Origin of the sequence: Arachidicoccus rhizosphaerae, assembly GCF_900107765.1 — a bacterium.
In the GTDB taxonomy this organism is placed as follows: domain Bacteria; phylum Bacteroidota; class Bacteroidia; order Chitinophagales; family Chitinophagaceae; genus Arachidicoccus; species Arachidicoccus rhizosphaerae.
Genome location: NZ_FNQY01000006.1, coordinates 72,243 through 89,056, shown reverse-complemented (window position 1 = coordinate 89,056; position 16,814 = coordinate 72,243). Strand labels below are relative to the sequence as shown.

The 16,814-nt window shown below is 45.8% G+C and carries 8 protein-coding genes; all 8 read right to left on the bottom strand.

The window, feature by feature from the left end; genetic code table 11:
• Positions 1-2: 2 nt before the first annotated feature.
• The 8 genes from BLU80_RS06830 to BLU80_RS06795 all read right to left on the bottom strand — a co-directional run bounded on the left by BLU80_RS06830 (position 3) and on the right by BLU80_RS06795 (position 16,784).
• A complete protein-coding gene (locus BLU80_RS06830) occupies positions 3-2,192 on the bottom strand; it encodes an alpha-N-acetylglucosaminidase (protein WP_091395565.1) in 2,190 nt (729 codons plus the stop codon).
• Positions 2,193-2,469: 277 nt separating this feature from the next.
• On the bottom strand, positions 2,470-4,689 hold the full coding sequence (locus BLU80_RS06825; protein ID WP_170831170.1) for a T9SS type A sorting domain-containing protein: 2,220 nt from the start codon (positions 4,687-4,689) through the stop codon (positions 2,470-2,472).
• A 263-nt stretch (positions 4,690-4,952) separates the two neighbouring features.
• Positions 4,953-5,222 (bottom strand): hypothetical protein, encoded by a 270-nt coding sequence (locus BLU80_RS06820; RefSeq protein ID WP_091395561.1) that lies wholly within the window; start codon positions 5,220-5,222, stop codon positions 4,953-4,955.
• A gap of 722 nt (positions 5,223-5,944) precedes the next feature.
• A complete protein-coding gene (locus BLU80_RS06815; protein WP_091395558.1) occupies positions 5,945-7,519 on the bottom strand; it encodes a carbohydrate-binding domain-containing protein in 1,575 nt (524 codons plus the stop codon).
• Between the two features lie 404 nt (positions 7,520-7,923).
• The gene (locus BLU80_RS06810) at positions 7,924-9,345 is read right to left on the bottom strand and encodes a GH36-type glycosyl hydrolase domain-containing protein (RefSeq protein WP_091395555.1); all 1,422 of its coding nucleotides are present in this window, start codon (positions 9,343-9,345) and stop codon (positions 7,924-7,926) included.
• A gap of 78 nt (positions 9,346-9,423) precedes the next feature.
• Positions 9,424-12,738 carry a GH92 family glycosyl hydrolase gene (locus tag BLU80_RS06805; RefSeq protein ID WP_211481781.1) on the bottom strand — a complete coding sequence of 1,105 codons (3,315 nt, stop codon included), beginning with the start codon at positions 12,736-12,738 and terminating at the stop codon, positions 9,424-9,426.
• A gap of 51 nt (positions 12,739-12,789) precedes the next feature.
• Entirely contained in the window at positions 12,790-15,318 is a 2,529-nt protein-coding gene (locus BLU80_RS06800; protein ID WP_244518789.1) for a GH92 family glycosyl hydrolase, read from the bottom strand.
• A gap of 32 nt (positions 15,319-15,350) precedes the next feature.
• Entirely contained in the window at positions 15,351-16,784 is a 1,434-nt protein-coding gene (locus BLU80_RS06795) for a sugar porter family MFS transporter (RefSeq protein ID WP_091395552.1), read from the bottom strand.
• Positions 16,785-16,814 lie beyond the last annotated feature (30 nt).

Below are 16,814 nucleotides of genomic sequence, written 5' to 3'. Positions count from 1 at the left end.
TTTTACAGCTCCTTAATTATCTTTTTTGCCAAAGCTCCCAGCGCTGAGGAGTCCGTAGCTACGTTCTTATTTGAGCCGGGCGCCTGCATTATTTTTGTAAGCGTTTCCTGGACCCAGTTTCTGTCCCATTTAAAATAAGAAACAGGTGTAAGCGTCGCACTGTCTGATTTCCCATCCTGTAAATCCGTCTTTAATTTATCAAAGAAAGCTACCCACCTTGGTTTATAAAATGTTTGCAGCATGGGCGACCACTCTTTATACGCATACTCATGCAAATCATCATTATTTGGGTCATTGCCACCCCAGTAGGTGTTCAGCATTAAAAGATTCCGCAGATTGTTTTCAGCGGTCACGGGATCGCTGTTTAAGGCTAGCGCCTGATGCTGATAGGTTGACAACTGGTAAAACGGCTCCGTTGACAAAAGCTGATCAGCCTGGTCCAATAAGCCCAAAAACCGCCCTGTCTGTTGATTAAACAAAGGCAGGTTCCTCCCGTAATAGGCACTTATTAAGCCGGCATAGCAGGAATCTGCCGCTGTCCCTATTTGCTGCATCAGCATACTAATCAGATCAATTCTATAGGTCTTATGATCTTTGTAAAGAGGCCATGCTTTGACATATAATGCTACGGCCTTTTTAAATGCGACGAGATCATATTTCTTAATGGCACTCCCCCAGGAAGAGACCGATTTAATCTTTAAGGCGGGGCGGGCACATAATATATTTTCCGGGGGGCCTTCCGCATAGGCAGTTTCACTGCTATAGGCGGAGGCCAGCAAGTACTGCCAGGCCTGCTGCATCACACTGTCCGTTTTCCCGTAACGAGCATAAATATAATTGGTTATCCAGCTTCCTACAGCTACCTTATCTTTATGCCATCCCAGTTCCAGCATCAGCTCATAGACCACCGGATTATTATTGATACCTTCCGGCATAATGCCTATTCCTCTACATAGAGAACCATAGGGGCTATGACGCACCCGGTAGATTTCATCTGCAAAGCGTTGAAGCTTCCCGTTGATGCCCGGTCTTTCTCCAAAATTGGTGACTGTACACCAAATAAAAGGGGTCCCCTCATATCCTTTTCGATCTTCCCAGTTTTTTGTATTCTCCCCGAAAAGTTCCTGAATCAGGATATCCTTTTTATTTACGCCTTCAATTAAATGTTTATCGGGATTGGACTGCCAGCCCTGCAGTACCCAGATCGCCCCGGGGAAAGCATCCTGCATGGCCTGCTGAATCCTGATGCCGGCATCCTTCAGATCAATATCCCCATGCTTACCCCCTTCATGAAAAGGATCGCCAGAGAAAAAACGGATATTCTTACCGTAGAGCTCTTTGGTGGCCCCGTAAAACAAATGGCTGATGCGGGTGAACAAACTGTCGGAAGGATCTAAAATATCCGGTCTTTCAAAAGCGCCCCATTTGCCCTGGGGCACAATGTGTGCTTTAAATTTGTTTTTTAATGAGGATGGGACCATGCCAAAGAATGCCGGCATCACAGGCTGGATCCCAAGCACTTTCATTCTGCCTATCATTTGTTGCACCAGATGCGCCCTTGCAGCAATTTCTTGTCTGTTCATAGGTCCGCCCCAGCCCTGAATATTACCCATCAGCCACCAGGCATTAAAAGCAGGTCCGGTAATAAAGTCATCGATTTCATTTTGCGTATATCCTAGCTCTTCCAGTACTTTTTCCCATACCGCTTCCTGTCCGTTGGCGATCAGCATCAGATTAACGCCGTTCAGCGCCATATAATCCAGCTCTTTTTGCCAGTCATCCCAGTTATAAAAACTCATGGTATAATTATAGGTACAATAATTTAAAGCGTACCTGTACTCGGCAAGGCCTTGTCTATGTATAGGCGTTTCAATGACCGGCAAATGATCCACTGCGCTTAGATTGTCTCCCATATGACTCATGGAGCGGTGACAATAATACTTAAGATACCAGCTAACCCCCATGGCTGCCGCATTGGGACCGGTGGCCTCTACTGTCAGTTTCCCGTTGCGGGAGCTTAATGTAAATGCGTCTGACTGCCCGGAAAAGGTGGCCCGTTTCAGGACCAGGGACTTATCCAGCCAGGGAACTCTTCTTTTCACCAGGTCCCGCACACCGGGAAAATCCTGCGCTTTTAGACTTAAGGAAAGTGATGCGAAAACAATAAGCGGTAGCAATAATTTAGCCTTCACTGTAAATTGATTTAGAAAAATAAGTAAGAATGCTTTCTATCAATGAGGTTTTCGGAATAGTAGTACCACCCGAAATCAAATGTCTGGCAATGTTAACCAATATATTTCTAACAACCCCTCTAAATAAGGCGGAAAGCCCATTTTAAGCAAACGATTGTCTTTTACCATTTTATAATAAAAGTGCTCTGCTCACGCGCTGCCTGATGTCCCGGAAAGGACAAGACCAATGATGAGTCATCATTGGTCTTGCTAATCATCAAGTCGTTTTATTGATTCTTTATTGCTTTACAACTTTAAACCTTGGACCGCCTTCGATTTGTCCAAAATAAATACCACGGCTCAGCTTACTGATATTAACTTTATTCAGACCTTCTTTTAAGCAAACGGTATGCACCAGCCTTCCGGCTGCATCATAGAGACGTAAAACGCCCCCCTGTTGTAAGTTAATAAATAGCGCTGTGGTAGCCGGATTGGGATAAACTTTTATTTCGCCGTCCTTACTCGCCACAATTTCCACGAGTTTTTCAAAATAAGCGCTTGTACCGTCCTTGTTTACCAGCTTTAAGCGGTAATAAGCTTTTTGTTCCGTCTGTGGCATCTGTAAAGTATATGTACTGTTGCTGCCCTGAGCCTGCACGTCTGTCAGCCTGGTGAAGCTTTTTGCATTCGTACTTTTCTCTAATTCAAAATGATCAAAACCCGTTTCTATGGCCGTATGCCACTGGAGCGCGGCTGCTCCTTCCTGAAATACACCTGTAAAATCCTTCAGGGTCACAGGCAGTGTACTGGCAATGGTAATTAACTCACTATTGGACTCCACGGAATCCGCCTGCACCTGTCCGGGATAGACAACTCTTGTAATCAGGATCTCACCACTAAATGTACTCCAGTCACTTTCCCCGGTGATTATAGAAAGCAGTGTCGGCATCACGGTTAGATCTGCTACCTGAAAATGAGTGGCATCAAAAGCAATTCCCATCTGCGTCATCAAAAGGCTGTAAGCCGCCAAATCATTAGGATCCACTTCCAGTTCCTGCACCGCTGATGTGGAGTTCGTAATAACCATTTTCCACTTAAAGGTGTTTGTCAGATTATTTTCATAATCATTGCCTGTGATATCCAAAGCACCGTTAAAACCATTAAAGGTATTGTCCCCGTTATTATGAATCAGGTTGGTCACAGATTCATAAGCCCCCAGATCAACGTTTCCATTGACGATGCGCATGTTACCGGCAAGATCCGTTGCATCCAGTGTAGCATCCAGTAAGGAATTGTCGCCCGCGTCGATACCCGGACTGTTTGCCGCCAGATGAAAATCACCACTGGCCCCGTCCACAAAAACCGGTGCCAGGTTAAGGCTGCTGAACTGGCCATTTTTTATAATGGAGCTGGCAGCGACCGGCGCGGTCGAAGAACCATCAATAGACCTGTCCTGAATTTCTGGAAGTCCCAGCGATTGATCAGCATAGGTTGAGGGATTATTCCAGATGATGGAATTAGCAATGGAAATCTGGCTGCCATCCGTGGTCGAATACATGATAGCCCCGCCTCCGGTTGCATTAGCTGCCTCATTATTTGTAATCGTACAATTTTGAATGGATAATTCGCTCTGGAAGACATATAAAGCAGCGCCGCCATTTCCTGCAGTATTGCCGGTAAAAAGGCAATTGTCTATTACGGAGCTCCCCCCGGTAAGGTAAAGCGCACCTCCATAATTAGAATTCAGTGATGATAATGTATTTTCTTTAAAAATACAATGAGTGTAGATGGCACTGGCCCCGTTACTGTAAACGGCTCCTCCGCCTGTGGCTCCGTTATTTCCCAAAAACGAACAATTTATAAATTCAGGATTCCCACCCAGAATATAAACAGCACCTCCGTAATTCCCACCGGACTTATTATTCGAAAAACTACAGTTGGTTATCACGGGAGAACTGTTATTCATATATATTCCACCGCCATATCCGTTCAATCCATCATTTGCAGGAATTATTGGAAAAAAATCTTTAATAATGCAATTATTTATTTTCAGACTGGAGGGAACATTACTTAAGAAAATCCCCCTTAATCTCAGTGAAGTATTACCGCTAATAGTCAACCCATCTATCTGCGTTGCAAGGCCCAGATTGAAATTTGTTGCCTGCAGTGCGATAAACCCTGTCGCGTAATCCCCGATAATACTTGTAACATTCGTTGCCGGATCCCTGTCAGAGAGCTGGGATTCAGTGCCTAGAAATCCTCCATAAATCGATACTCCTTCTTTGAGTACTACCCCATAACCGGATCCATTATTCCCATAATAACTACCTTTTGCCACCCAGATCTGATCGCCGGCTGCGGCCATATTAATGGCGTCCTGCAGGTTACCTAATGCGTCTGACCAGCTCGTACCCGTCAACCCGCTCGATAAAGTTTTTACATAATAAACCGTTTGTGCCTGGACACAGGTGCAGAGGCTGCAGCATAAGCCCAAAATAAACAGTAAAATTGGTTTCATAATTTTCATTTTTATTACAATAATTGGTTTACATACAAAACCGGTGTAGGTTCTAAGCCGCGGTTTTTCAATAAAAAATTCATAAGCAGTTCGCACGGTATCTTCAGTGCAGTAAGGTTAAAGAAAGTGCAGCTTCTAAAACCTCAGTGGGTAGTCAAAACTATTTAAGGAAATAAGCAATCCGCAAATTCCGGGCAGACAAAAAGCGGACAAATACGTATCTAATTGATTTAACGCTATTTAAGTTAAAAACAATCCAACATTCAGCCTCTTAAACGGATTTTATTCAGTCCGCAATCATCCGGGTTGTGCCCCTTTTGCCTGGCCCATAAATTCAAAAACTGAAGTATTAAGTCGTCTATGGCGAGTCCTTCAGCAGCGCCATAAGCGTTCATTATACGGATACAATGGATATATATCATTACCTGACAGGACATAAAAATATCGTCACCCTTAGGGAATTGCCCGGCTGGCGACTCACAGTTATCCCTCTCTTCCTTTACGAAAAACAAGAAGGTGGTAAAGGAGAGCATTCATATAAGGTGTTAATAAAAAGTAGTTTACTAATTACATATAATAATTATATACTTGAAATTTCCATCCTAATGCAGGATTTTTTTTAAGCAACGCTTTGGCGTACAATCCATCTGAGACAAGCGGAGTACAATCGAGGAGAAAAGGTAATCACGTAAACTATAAGACTTTTAAAAAATATAAGCAGTTAGAATAGCAATAATGCTACAGGGTTAAATCTTAATTGCGGCCTACTGTGTTTACCTATACCTCAATTTTGGACAACAAATATATTCTGCATTTATATAAAAAGATCCTCTACAGGCCGGACAAAAGCCGGACAAGCAAAACAACTATAATAATCAATAGATTATGTTTATTTTTTAAAAGTAAAATTGGCTTTCCTTCGACCGAAGGATAAAATCGACCTTCCGTTTTGCTTAACCTTAAGCAGGTTTTAGGGATAAAAAATCCCTAAAATCAGGTGCAGTTTTCTCCCACTACTGCTCAAAAAAACCTGCCCGGTAAAGTAAAAACCGGGCATTACCCTTTGTTATTACTTTACCGGACAGGCAGTAGAGGAAATCATTTTGAGTTTAGTGTAGTTATCCTCTTCTTTTTATAATCCATAGAACCGGAGTGATTTGAGAACATTCAACAACCTAACGCAACCAACCCTCCGGTTCAATATTATTATTCCAAACCTATTTGCTTGTGAATGGCACTAATGCCGTTGCCCGCTTTATCCGCGGCTAATGCTGCCTCCTACCTGAGTGACCGTACTGGAAGTCGTAAACGATCCTGCATTAGTACCTCCCGAATAAGTACCACTCATATAAAGGCCATTAAAATCTGTTCCCGATGCCACGCTTCCGCCCGTATATATTTTGTAGCTGGTACTGGATTTCAGTTTAGAACTGGCATATATCAAGGTACTGAATGCTTCCGGCGCCTTAAAAGTCATGACTTCATTCCCATCCGTATCTTCAATATGGATGATCTGACCGCTGGTGCCGCTACCTAAGATAACGGAATTAACGGTACTGGCAGAGGCGGTGGGTCCGCTGGTAGCACCCGCTACTCCTACAATCATGCCTCCTGTAATCTTAAAGGTTCTGGCGTCACAGTCAAAACTGGCTTCAGGCTGTCTGGCGCCTGCTGCGACAACTACCCCACCTGTAATAGTCAGTAATCCATTGGCGTCAATGCCATCATTGTCCGTCGCATAGGCAAAGATCTTACCTCCGTTAATATAAATATTATCAGCGGCATTAATACCGTCATCCGTCGTGTTGCAAACAATATTCCCAGCATTAATGGTCAGATCTCCTTTACTTTCTATGCCCTCGTCTTTTGCAGTGACCGAAATATTCCCTCCATTAATCACTACATAAGGGGTCACTTCAGGATCTTCGTCCTCATTATCGGCAGTAATTCCCTTGCCGGTAGAGTTAATGGTGATCGTGCCATCATTAACGATCGCATAACCTGCGTCCACCTGAACTCCGTCATCGGCAGATTTCAGGTTTAAAGTGCCATTATCCATTATAAAGCCTTCATTGGTATGAATGGCATCTTTAACGGTACTGGTCACATTCAGCGTTCCGGTTCTGACTCTGATATAATCATCACTGACAATACCATGTTTATAATTACCGTTCACAGTCAGTGCTCCGGAACCGCTAAAGACCAATTGACCTTCACTAAAAAATGCACCTTTTGCATCTTCTCCGTCTGTCAGGGATGTATAACTGGCCGCATCGGTTAATGAATTAGTTGATCCTTGTTGTAATACAACAAAAGCCGTTTTACCGGACTGGATATTAATGGCCGGACGATCCGTACTGGTGATAGAAGCACCATTTAAGTTCAGCTCAAATTTCTTATCACTATAAATCTTTAGGGATCCACTGCTGGTTGTTCCTGAAACGTCATAGGCAACCCCTGCGACTGTCGCATTGATCACTACATTATTACCATCGGTCGTTATTGTAACCCCATTTCCAGCCAAAGGATTCGTAACTGTAACGGTTGAGCCGTAAACTATTTTTACCGTACTGGCCAGGGTAAAGCTGGATTCTACCAGGTCATCTTCATCATACCCCGTTTCAGTAGACCCTTCAGCAGTGCCTGATGTATAGGTACTGTCAATCTTTGTGGTAGCTGAGGAAGAGCCGTCTCCTGTCGTTGTTCCAGTCGTCGAACCCTGATCAGAAGTAGGATCCGTCCAGGATCCATCTGATTTTCCACAGGAAATTAAACTACAGGTCGCCACAATTACCAAAAATGATTTTAAACAAAAAAGCGTCTTTTTCATTATACATTCTTTATAACCAATCAATTAAATAAGAAGTCCTTCAAATTACAAGTAGCAAAATGCAAAATTTATTCAGAATTTAAAAGCAGGAAGTGGCAAACAGGGCATATTTAAAGGCAAACAGGCGGATTTTCATGCCAAAGGCCTTTCAGGGTATGCAAAGAAATAGCACAATGTGGGCTATACACCACATTTAAAATCCGAAGCTCCAAAGAATTGCTCATAATTATCTAATCATCCATTTATTGCAAATCATCAAGAAACCAAGGGTTATGGATACGCCTATCGGCACTCAGGCTAGAAATTGTAAAGGTGAAAAATATAATAGGCCTGAATGTGGGTTATAACCCACATTCAGGCCTATTATATTTGTTTTTGCATGAAGCCTTAATAATCAATACATATCAGGACTTCTTATTGGCCCAGGCTTCCAGCCGGACAATTGCGTCATACAAAACGCCGGCTGAGCCTCTGAACTGGCCTGAGCCGGAAGGCTTCCCGTCCGGGGTATACCATTCATAAAATCCATTATTTTTAATAACACGGTCAAGCATAGGGCTCAGCTCTTGATAGGCCTGACGCACCAGACCGTAGTTTATTAATTCAAAAATCATCCTTGCTCCAAACCAGGTCCAGTCCCCGCCATTCTGGTATCCGTATGGATACATGGATTTATTTTTAAAAAAACCTGCAGGATAGGGCGGGTATAGTGTAAGCCCTATTGAACCGGCGCCTGCCGCCTTAACGCCTGCCAGCATCTGGTCATTCACAGCAGCTACCTCCGCTTTACTTAACAGTCCGGCCTGGATAGCCGTGGCGGTTCCTCCATAATATAAGATGCTATTTTCATCAAAGTCCTTTGGAAAAGGACTGCCCTGTAAGTAAATGTGAGGGATAAACTTCTGTCTGTGCCTATCCCATAAAACTTCCCTGATCTGGTGTATAAACCTGTCTCTCAGCCTCATCCATTTGGTGACATCTGCTTTTTGAGCACTTGGGAGATTGTCCGTATCGTTTTGGGCCATCTCAATATAATTATTCAGTGCTATTAAAAACATGGCATTGTCATAGATATCAATAGCCATATGGCTATTGCTGTCTACCACTACCCCCCAGGGCGATTCAGGTTGAACATCGCCCCAGTCGGCCGTAGTAGCCCCGAATAGTAACCCGTATTTTTTATTATAATGACTACTCATTAAGTACCTGAGTGCCATTTCCATTCTGGCAAGTACCGATTTACCTCCAATGTTTTGCGTAAGGATCCGGGCATCCCCTGTCTGCCGGATATATTTATAAACAGCCTGGATTAAAGAAGATTCCTGATCTGTTTCTACCGTGTTTTTATGGCCGGCCAGCTCTGGTGCAAGTTTACTATAAATATAGTCATAGCCTGCCCCGGCCGAAGAGGCGGGGGTATAACCATCTATTATATTTCCATCCGTACCCTGCATTTTAAAAAACAACAGTAACTTTTCTTTGACCGTATCCTTAGCCATGACCTTGCAGGATAACCGGATAAATGTATTAAAATCTCTGATCCAGACCTCTGCGTAACCGCTGCCTGCCGTAAAGCCTTCAGAGATAAGTTTCTCTGCCATATGTTTTACTTTTTCCAATCTGGGATCGCTTAGCACAGCCATTTTAAGATCAGGACCGGCAGTATCCTGACCTGCATCCACACCGGATATGCCCCCTGCTGTAAAACCGGTGGCGGACCTGCCGGCAAATACCACTCCGCTGCTGAGTACAAGGGTGGCGACGCCGAGCATGGGCGTTATAAGGCGCCAGATTTTTAATGGTTTACTGTTTCCTTTAGACTTCATTTTTTGGAATTATCTGTTTGTTGATTATATAATTCATCCAATACTTTCCTTATCTATTGCAATAAGCTGTACCGTTTATTATCTTTTTGGCAAATCCCCAACCCCCCAGTTATAATTAGGCCGGGGGCCCATCTGAAGTTCCAGCACGCCCCCTTTGAGCAACTCTGTGGCCGGAAAATAAAAACGGTGAAGCACATTACCATTTAAACGGGCTGACTGTACATATTTATTGGTTCTGGAGGCTCCTTTAGCAATAATCTTAAAAGTTTGCCCCCTGTTATAACGACCACCCAGATCTATGGTCACCGCCGGATATAAAGGACTGCCGATCTCATATACGGGATTAGATGCACTGCCGCCATCCATCTGAAAGAGGCCTAAGGCCGTCATCACAAACCACGCACTCATCTGTCCCTGATCCTCATCCCCCAGATAAGCATTGGCCAGGCCATAGCCGTAATATCTTTCCAGTATAGAACGGCTCCATTTTTGTGTGAGCCAGGGCTTGCCGGCCCAGTTAAACAGATAGGCAAAATGCATCGACTGCTCATTGCCCTGGATGACAGGATAATCCCAGTACTGATCCCCCGGTGCATTATAACGTAGCTTTTCACTTTCTTTAAAGCCCCACTGCAGTCTTTCTAAAAAACGGTCTCGTCCGATTGTTTTGATTAACCCGGGAACATCCTGTGGCACATAATAGGTCAGTTGCCAGCTATTGCCTTCCACGTACTGACTATTTGCCCCGGACCTGAAGGGATCAAAAGGCGCCATCCATTTACCGGCGGCGTCTTTTAAACGGGCATAACCGGTGACAGAATCTATGGCATTTTTCCACCAGCTGCCTCTGCTTTTAAAGTCGTGGTAAACGCTACTGTCACCCAGAGACTTAGCCAGCTGACTAACGGTCCAGTCATCGTAGCTATATTCCAGTGTATTAGAGAACCGGCCTTTATCAGAGGGCACATAATGATGCTGCAAATAAGCGGTAAGATCCCTGTTACCGGCATAACCGGATTTGCCCACTTTCTGAGATGGCGTCGTCTGCATTTTAACGGCAGCGCTGAGCGCTTTATGGGCATCAAAATCCCGGACACCCATCTGGTAAGCACTGACAATTAAGGGTATCTCATGCTCCGCTACCATGACCGGTATGTAGTTCATGCCGGCAGGCCCTTTGGCCAGCCAGCCGTCCGCATCATACATGGCCAGTTGCGACTTCACCCATCTGGAAGACCACTCCGGAAAAGCCAGGTTCCATAACTGGTTCAGATTCCAGAAAGTATTCCAAAAAGCGTCACAGCCCAGTGCCCTGGCAGAAGCGTCATTTAATTGCTGTACCTGCCCGCTGGCATCCCTCCACTGGCCATTCACATCACTCCAGGTATTTCTGCTGCAAAGGGCACGGTATAGGTTCGTATAAAAGCGCATCTTTTCCCTGCGGTCATCTGACTCTATTTTAACCCTGCCGACCAGATCATTCCAACTATTCAGTGCATGAGCCTTTACCTGATTAAAATCCCAGCCAAAAGGCCCGGAGATTTCCGTTGAAAGATTCTGTTCTGCATTTTCAATGCTGACCAAAGAGATCCCCGTTCTTACCTGAACCGTTTTATTATTACGCGTATCAAACTCCACAAAAGCACCGGCAGACTCAGCAGAGACAAATAAGACACTGTCCCCCGTCATAACATGATCCGCATTCCAGTAGCCGATTTTTGCAATCGGCTGATCAAATTCCATGACAAAATGGATGGTATAGTCCTGGTCCGCATCGCTGGACCAGACCTGAGGCGCAAACTGATGACTATAACCGACTATTTTATAATCACTGACTTTTTTAAAATAGACTTCTTTCAAATTATAATGATACTCCGCCGGCGTTTTTAAATCAATCATAATACGGCTGTCCTGCCCTCCGGGATAGGTATAGCGTTGGAAACTACAGCGGGTGGTGGCCGTCAATTCAGCTTCAATATCATGGTCAGTCAGGTGCACCTTATAATAATTAACGGCTGCTTTCTCTGAGACGGGGTCATAATTTGACCGGTAACCTAAATCAGAACCCGCAACACCGGCTCCACCCGCCTTGCCGACCTGAAGTCTCAAAGGGCCGCTGGTAGGGAAAGTCCCCAGCCCGGACAAGGTCCATTCATGTATATGACTAAAAGTGCCAATACTATGATAAATAGGATCATAACCGCTGGACCAGCCTGCGTTCTGATTATCCGGGCTGATCTTTACCATACTGAACGGCGCCCAGGGGCCGGGAGCAATCATCCACCTGGAATGCGCCGTACCCATCCTGGTATTGATATAATCCGCAGGGGTTATTAAAGGCTGCGGACTACGCAAAATGCTCCCCGACTGCACCAGCGTGCCGTCGGCGTAGATTTCATAGGTACTTTTTGTCTTTTGCCGGACAGCGGCCATAGGCACTTCCAAATCAAATCTGCCCGTATCCAGTTTTCTTTCAAAAATTTGCCGGCCATCCAGCTTTACACTAAGTTCAGGTCTTCCTGTAAGCTGCTGTACATCCACCAGTAGTGGCTGAAATTTCTTTTCGTCCCGGCTGATGGCATAATCAGCAGGATGCACCTCCCGTAAAAAGAGCGAACTTTTTCCTGGAGCGGGACGCTTCAGCAGCGTCTCAGCATTTTTAGAGCCCGCCACCTCCATTCTTATCTGATCAAACACCACCCAGGAGCCGGCCGTAGAGGTAAGCGTTATCTCGTTGCCACCATTTTTTAATAATCCGGTAGCAGACACCCGAATGGTTCGGCCTAAATGCGCTTTTTTAGCAGCAGCTATAGATGCGGCGTCACCTTTCACAAAATTGATCAGGGTGTCTTTTTGCAGCTGACAGCTGAATAAATGGCCATTTATGCCTATTTCAAGATGAGCCGGTTTGTCCCCCTGATAGCCGACCAGTTCAATCACCAGCTGACTTTTTAAACCGGCCGGATCAGCGCGGCTGCCATCTAAGCCAAACAAGATATTTAATACCGGATTTCTGACTCCTGCCGTCCCGCTGGTTCCACCGAAGGAATCATCCGGTCCGGGTAAAACATATGGCCAGTCCGTTGAGTCTTTTGAATAGCCTACGAGGTAAAACTTATCTTCCCAGCCATAGTCAGCCTTCAGAAAATCCTCGTAATGGCCGGGTGCCAGAGCCATTGCTTTTGATGACCCGTCTTTATCCGCTATTTTCCAGAGGGTTTTCATGGATAAGTCGCCCGCCAGCTGCCGGTTATCCGTTACTTTAGTGACGATGACTTGCGCGGACAAGCGGCCCTGAATACCACTCACCCACATACCCGTTATTAAAACACCCAGCAAACACTCTTTACCCTTCACATAAAAACGCTTGGGCCTTAAGCGGCAGTTTATCATGACTCGATATTTTGAATGATTTAGACTTAAACTGTTTTAATGGACGTGCCTTTATTTAGGAAGATGGGTGATACCCCAGTTTTTATTAGCAGTACTGCCCATTACAAAATGCAGGGTGCCACCCTCCAGGAGCTGATCTCTGTATAACCAGCACTGATCAATCGCCTTTCCGTTAAAAGTCACCGATTGAACATATGGATTTTGTTCACCGTTGTTTTGCGCTTCAATCAATAGCTTTTTTCCGTTCCCAAGCTGAATTTCGGCGCGGGTAAAAGCAGGACTTCCCAGCTCTATGATCGGCCTCTTGTCTGTAAGCCCTTTCACATCAAAAAGGCCCAAGGATGTCATTACCAGCCAGCTGCCCAGCTGGCCCTGGTCTTCATCCTGTCCGTAGCCGTAGCCGTGCACCAGCTGCGTCCCGTAAAAATCCTCCACAATCTTTCTGGTCCAGTACTGCGTCCGCCAGGGCTGTGCCGAGAAGTTAAAGAGCCAGCTCATTTGCATATCCGGCTGATTGCCCTGATTATAGGCGGCTTTAACACCGGAGAAGGCATCCACCTGCTTTCCGCCTCCAAAACCCTGATCCACTGCAGTGGTAAATATGGACTGTAAACGTGTATTAAAGCTGTCTTTACCTACCGCCTCCACCAGACCTGCCGGATCCCAGGGAACAAAAAAGGAGTACTGCATCCCGTTGCCTTCCTGAAATCCTCTCCAGGGTTCATAGGGATCGTAATGATCAATAAAATGCCCGGCCGTATCCTTAGGTCTGATCAGTCCGAGGCTGCTGTCAAAAATATGGTGCCAGCCCTTTGCATAATGATTAAAAAGCTGCTGATCAGCTGTCTTGCCCATACGCTCTGCCAGCTGGGCAGCTGCATAAGCGCCAAAACAATACTCAAGGGTATGTGAGGCGGAAAAATTTGAGCCCTCCTCGGTAGAGCCTTGCTGGTCGATATAAGGTACATAGCCTCTTTTGACAAAAGCCGCCAGATCACTTTTGCCGGCACCTACCGGCCTCTGACCTGCCTTATCTTTAGTCCCCAGCACATTTTTACGGACTGCCGCATAGACCGTTTCTTTTGTTTTCTCATCTGCATCCTTGAAAAAGCCCATCTGATAGGCAGATGCCAGGACTAATCCTACAAAATTAGTTCCTACTCCGGATGCGTATTGACTATTTACCAGGCCATCAGAAAACCAGCCTCTGTTTTTATACATCTCCAGCTGGGTATAAACAAAATCCGTTAAATAACTGGGATAAACGAGACTCCAGAGCTGCGTCAGGTTCCAATAACCACCCCAGATAGCATCTGTATTCAACATCTGAAAGGGTAAATTGTTTTTTATTCCCTTTTGTGGCAAAATATGACCGGAGCCTCCGCCCTGCTGGTTATAGGCTAAGGGATAATCTCCATTCACATCACTGACCACCCCTCTGCCGAGAAGAGCGTGATAAAGCCCCGTATAAAATTTTTCTTTAAGGGCCTGGGTACCTCCTGAAACTTTAATTTTACCAAGAGCGGTTCTCCAAATACTGAAAGCCTGATCTCTGGCCTGATTAAAATCTAAAGAGCCGGCTTCGGCCGCCAGGTTATTTTTAGCGTTTGCTATACTGGTATAAGAAAGTCCCACTTTTACTTCAACAGGGCCCTCTGCGTACTGGTCGTCCGGGTAGTTAAAATATAGTCCGGCCCCCTGCCCGCTGTCGCTGGCTTGAAAGCGGTTATCCGCCTGGTTCACACGCGTACGGTTAAAACTACCCACGGACTGAGGTGCCTTACTTAAGCTCCCGTAGATATACATCTGCACTGCTCCTCCGGGATCAAAAATTTCCACGTATTTAGGAGACGTCCGGACGTAACCTTCAAAATGGGTGGCATCAGTCATATGGACACTGGCGGCCTGAACCTCCCCGCTTTCGCCCCATTTTTGTCCCATGAGTAGCAATATACGATTGCCCGGCCTGTTATGAGCGTCGTTTTTAGGTGCTTTTTGGGGAAAGCTGAATCTTAAAAAGCCTACATGCTTAGTTGCCGTCAGCTCGGCTTTAATATTGTAGTCTTTCAGTAGTACCTTATAATAACCCGGTTCAGCCCGCTGGGTCTTCGGGTCAAAATGTGACCGGAATCCCTTTTTTACCTGATCAGCACTATCCCCTACCCTTGTCAATAAATCTCCATTGGTCGCAGTGAGCATGGCTCCGCCTAACTGCCACTCATGAAAGAGCACAAATCCTTCAATGGTTTTATCTCTGGGATCATATCCTACCGCTTCCCACCCGGAGGCGTTCCCATAATGCCCGTTGGTAGAGGCCGCGAGTTTTGCCATGCCTTGCGGCACCGCCGCGGGCGTAAAGAAAAACCACCTGCTCTGGGCAGATCCGATGGCAGGTTTTACAAAAGAAAACGCGGAGTCCTGCTCCTTCGCTTTTTGCGCAAAACAACCGGTCGCTGTACTGCCCAGCAGCAGCATAACGCCGCACAAGAGATAGCCTAGTTTCTGAAAGGGCCGTAGATGGTTTTTAAATGTATGACGCCTGGTCATTTGCCAATCATTTATTGTGTGTTGCTGTAGCATGATTTTCTGATTAATGTTTGAGGATGCAACCTTTATTTTTTATGCGCTCTTTGTTCCCAGTACAGGGTGATTTCTTCCAGGTTATGTCCCTTGGTTTCCGGGATTAACTCAATGGTCAGCCAGATGGTAGGCGCACACAGAACGGCAAAGATCCAGAAAGTGCCAGCCGGACCAACCCGGTCCAATAAAACGGGAGTCAGCCAGCCCACAAAAAAATTAGCCACCCATAAAGACAAGGTGGCAAGCCCCATGGCCCGCCCTCTGATATGCGTCGGGAAAATTTCCCCTACAATGATCCAGCAAACCGGTCCGAAGGAAAAAGCAAAGCAGGCTATATAGAGCAGGATAAAAAGTAAAATCCAGGGTCCTTGCGTAACGCCCTTAAAAAATAAAAAGCCAATAACAACAAGGGCCAGGCAGGCGATAGAAGTCCCAACTAATAGTAAAGGACGCCGGCCCCATTTGTCAACCGTAAAAATAGCGACAAAAGTGAACAGCATATTGATGATCCCAATGGAGACCTGGCCGCCAAAAGCTCCGCCGAGGCTAAACCCGGCAGCGTCCAAGATCCTGGGGCCATAATAAATCACTGCATTAATACCGGAGAACTGCGACAGCGCAGGCAGTAGCAGTCCGATGATAAGCGCCGTTCTGTATAGCGGCGTTGTCAGTTCTTTTAAACCCTTTTTATTCTTTTTATCCTCCGGCCCATGAACCGCAGTTCTGATGGCCGCCAGCTCGATTTCTGCTGCCATCGGCGTATTGACTTTATGGACCCATTTACTGGCCTGCGTGGCGCGGCCATTAGTCATCAGCCATCTGGGAGACTCCGGAATAAACAGCAGGCTCCCCATAAAAATAATAGCCGGCAACACGCCCATACCGAGCATACTGCGCCAGACATGATCATGGATGATCCACTGCCAGAAGCTGCCGTGAAGGCTTCCGGCAGGACCTGTGGATAAACCCAGCAGCCAGGCATTGGAAAAATAGGCAGCCAAAATACCCAGGGTAATCGCCAGTTGATAAATGGCTACCAGCCTGCCTCTGAGCCTTGGCGGCGCAAACTCTGTTATGTACAAAGGAGAGACCATGGAGGCTACACCGATTCCAAGTCCGCCGATAAATCTGAAACCAATTAACAGGGACTCCGGCACTACCAGGCAACAACCAATGGCGGACACCGTAAATAACAAAGCAGAAAGCAGGAGCACTTTTTTTCTGCCATAACTGTCACTGAGTTTACCGGCAGCCGCAACGCCGATGATGCAGCCGAGCAGGGCTACGCTGACAAACCAGCCCTCTTTAGCTGCACTCATGCCATACTCTGATTTTACAAAACCTACCACGCCGGATATCACAGCGGTATCAAAACCGAATAAAAAACCACCAATGGCGGCAATCCCGCAGATTAAAATCAGGTATTTAAAGCCTGACTGGTCCGCCTTATTTTGTGAATGAGTCATATGTGATTGTTAAAAAATAATGGTTGCAAA

Coding starts and splice junctions, on each gene's coding strand:
- BLU80_RS06825 (WP_170831170.1), bottom strand. CDS start 4,689: ATGAAACCAATTTTACTGTTTATTTTGGGCTTATGCTGCAGCCTCTGC.
- BLU80_RS06820 (WP_091395561.1), bottom strand. CDS start 5,222: ATGCTCTCCTTTACCACCTTCTTGTTTTTCGTAAAGGAAGAGAGGGAT.
- BLU80_RS06815 (WP_091395558.1), bottom strand. CDS start 7,519: ATGAAAAAGACGCTTTTTTGTTTAAAATCATTTTTGGTAATTGTGGCG.
- BLU80_RS06810 (WP_091395555.1), bottom strand. CDS start 9,345: ATGAAGTCTAAAGGAAACAGTAAACCATTAAAAATCTGGCGCCTTATA.
- BLU80_RS06805 (WP_211481781.1), bottom strand. CDS start 12,738: ATGATAAACTGCCGCTTAAGGCCCAAGCGTTTTTATGTGAAGGGTAAA.
- BLU80_RS06800 (WP_244518789.1), bottom strand. CDS start 15,318: ATGCTACAGCAACACACAATAAATGATTGGCAAATGACCAGGCGTCAT.
- BLU80_RS06795 (WP_091395552.1), bottom strand. CDS start 16,784: ATGACTCATTCACAAAATAAGGCGGACCAGTCAGGCTTTAAATACCTG.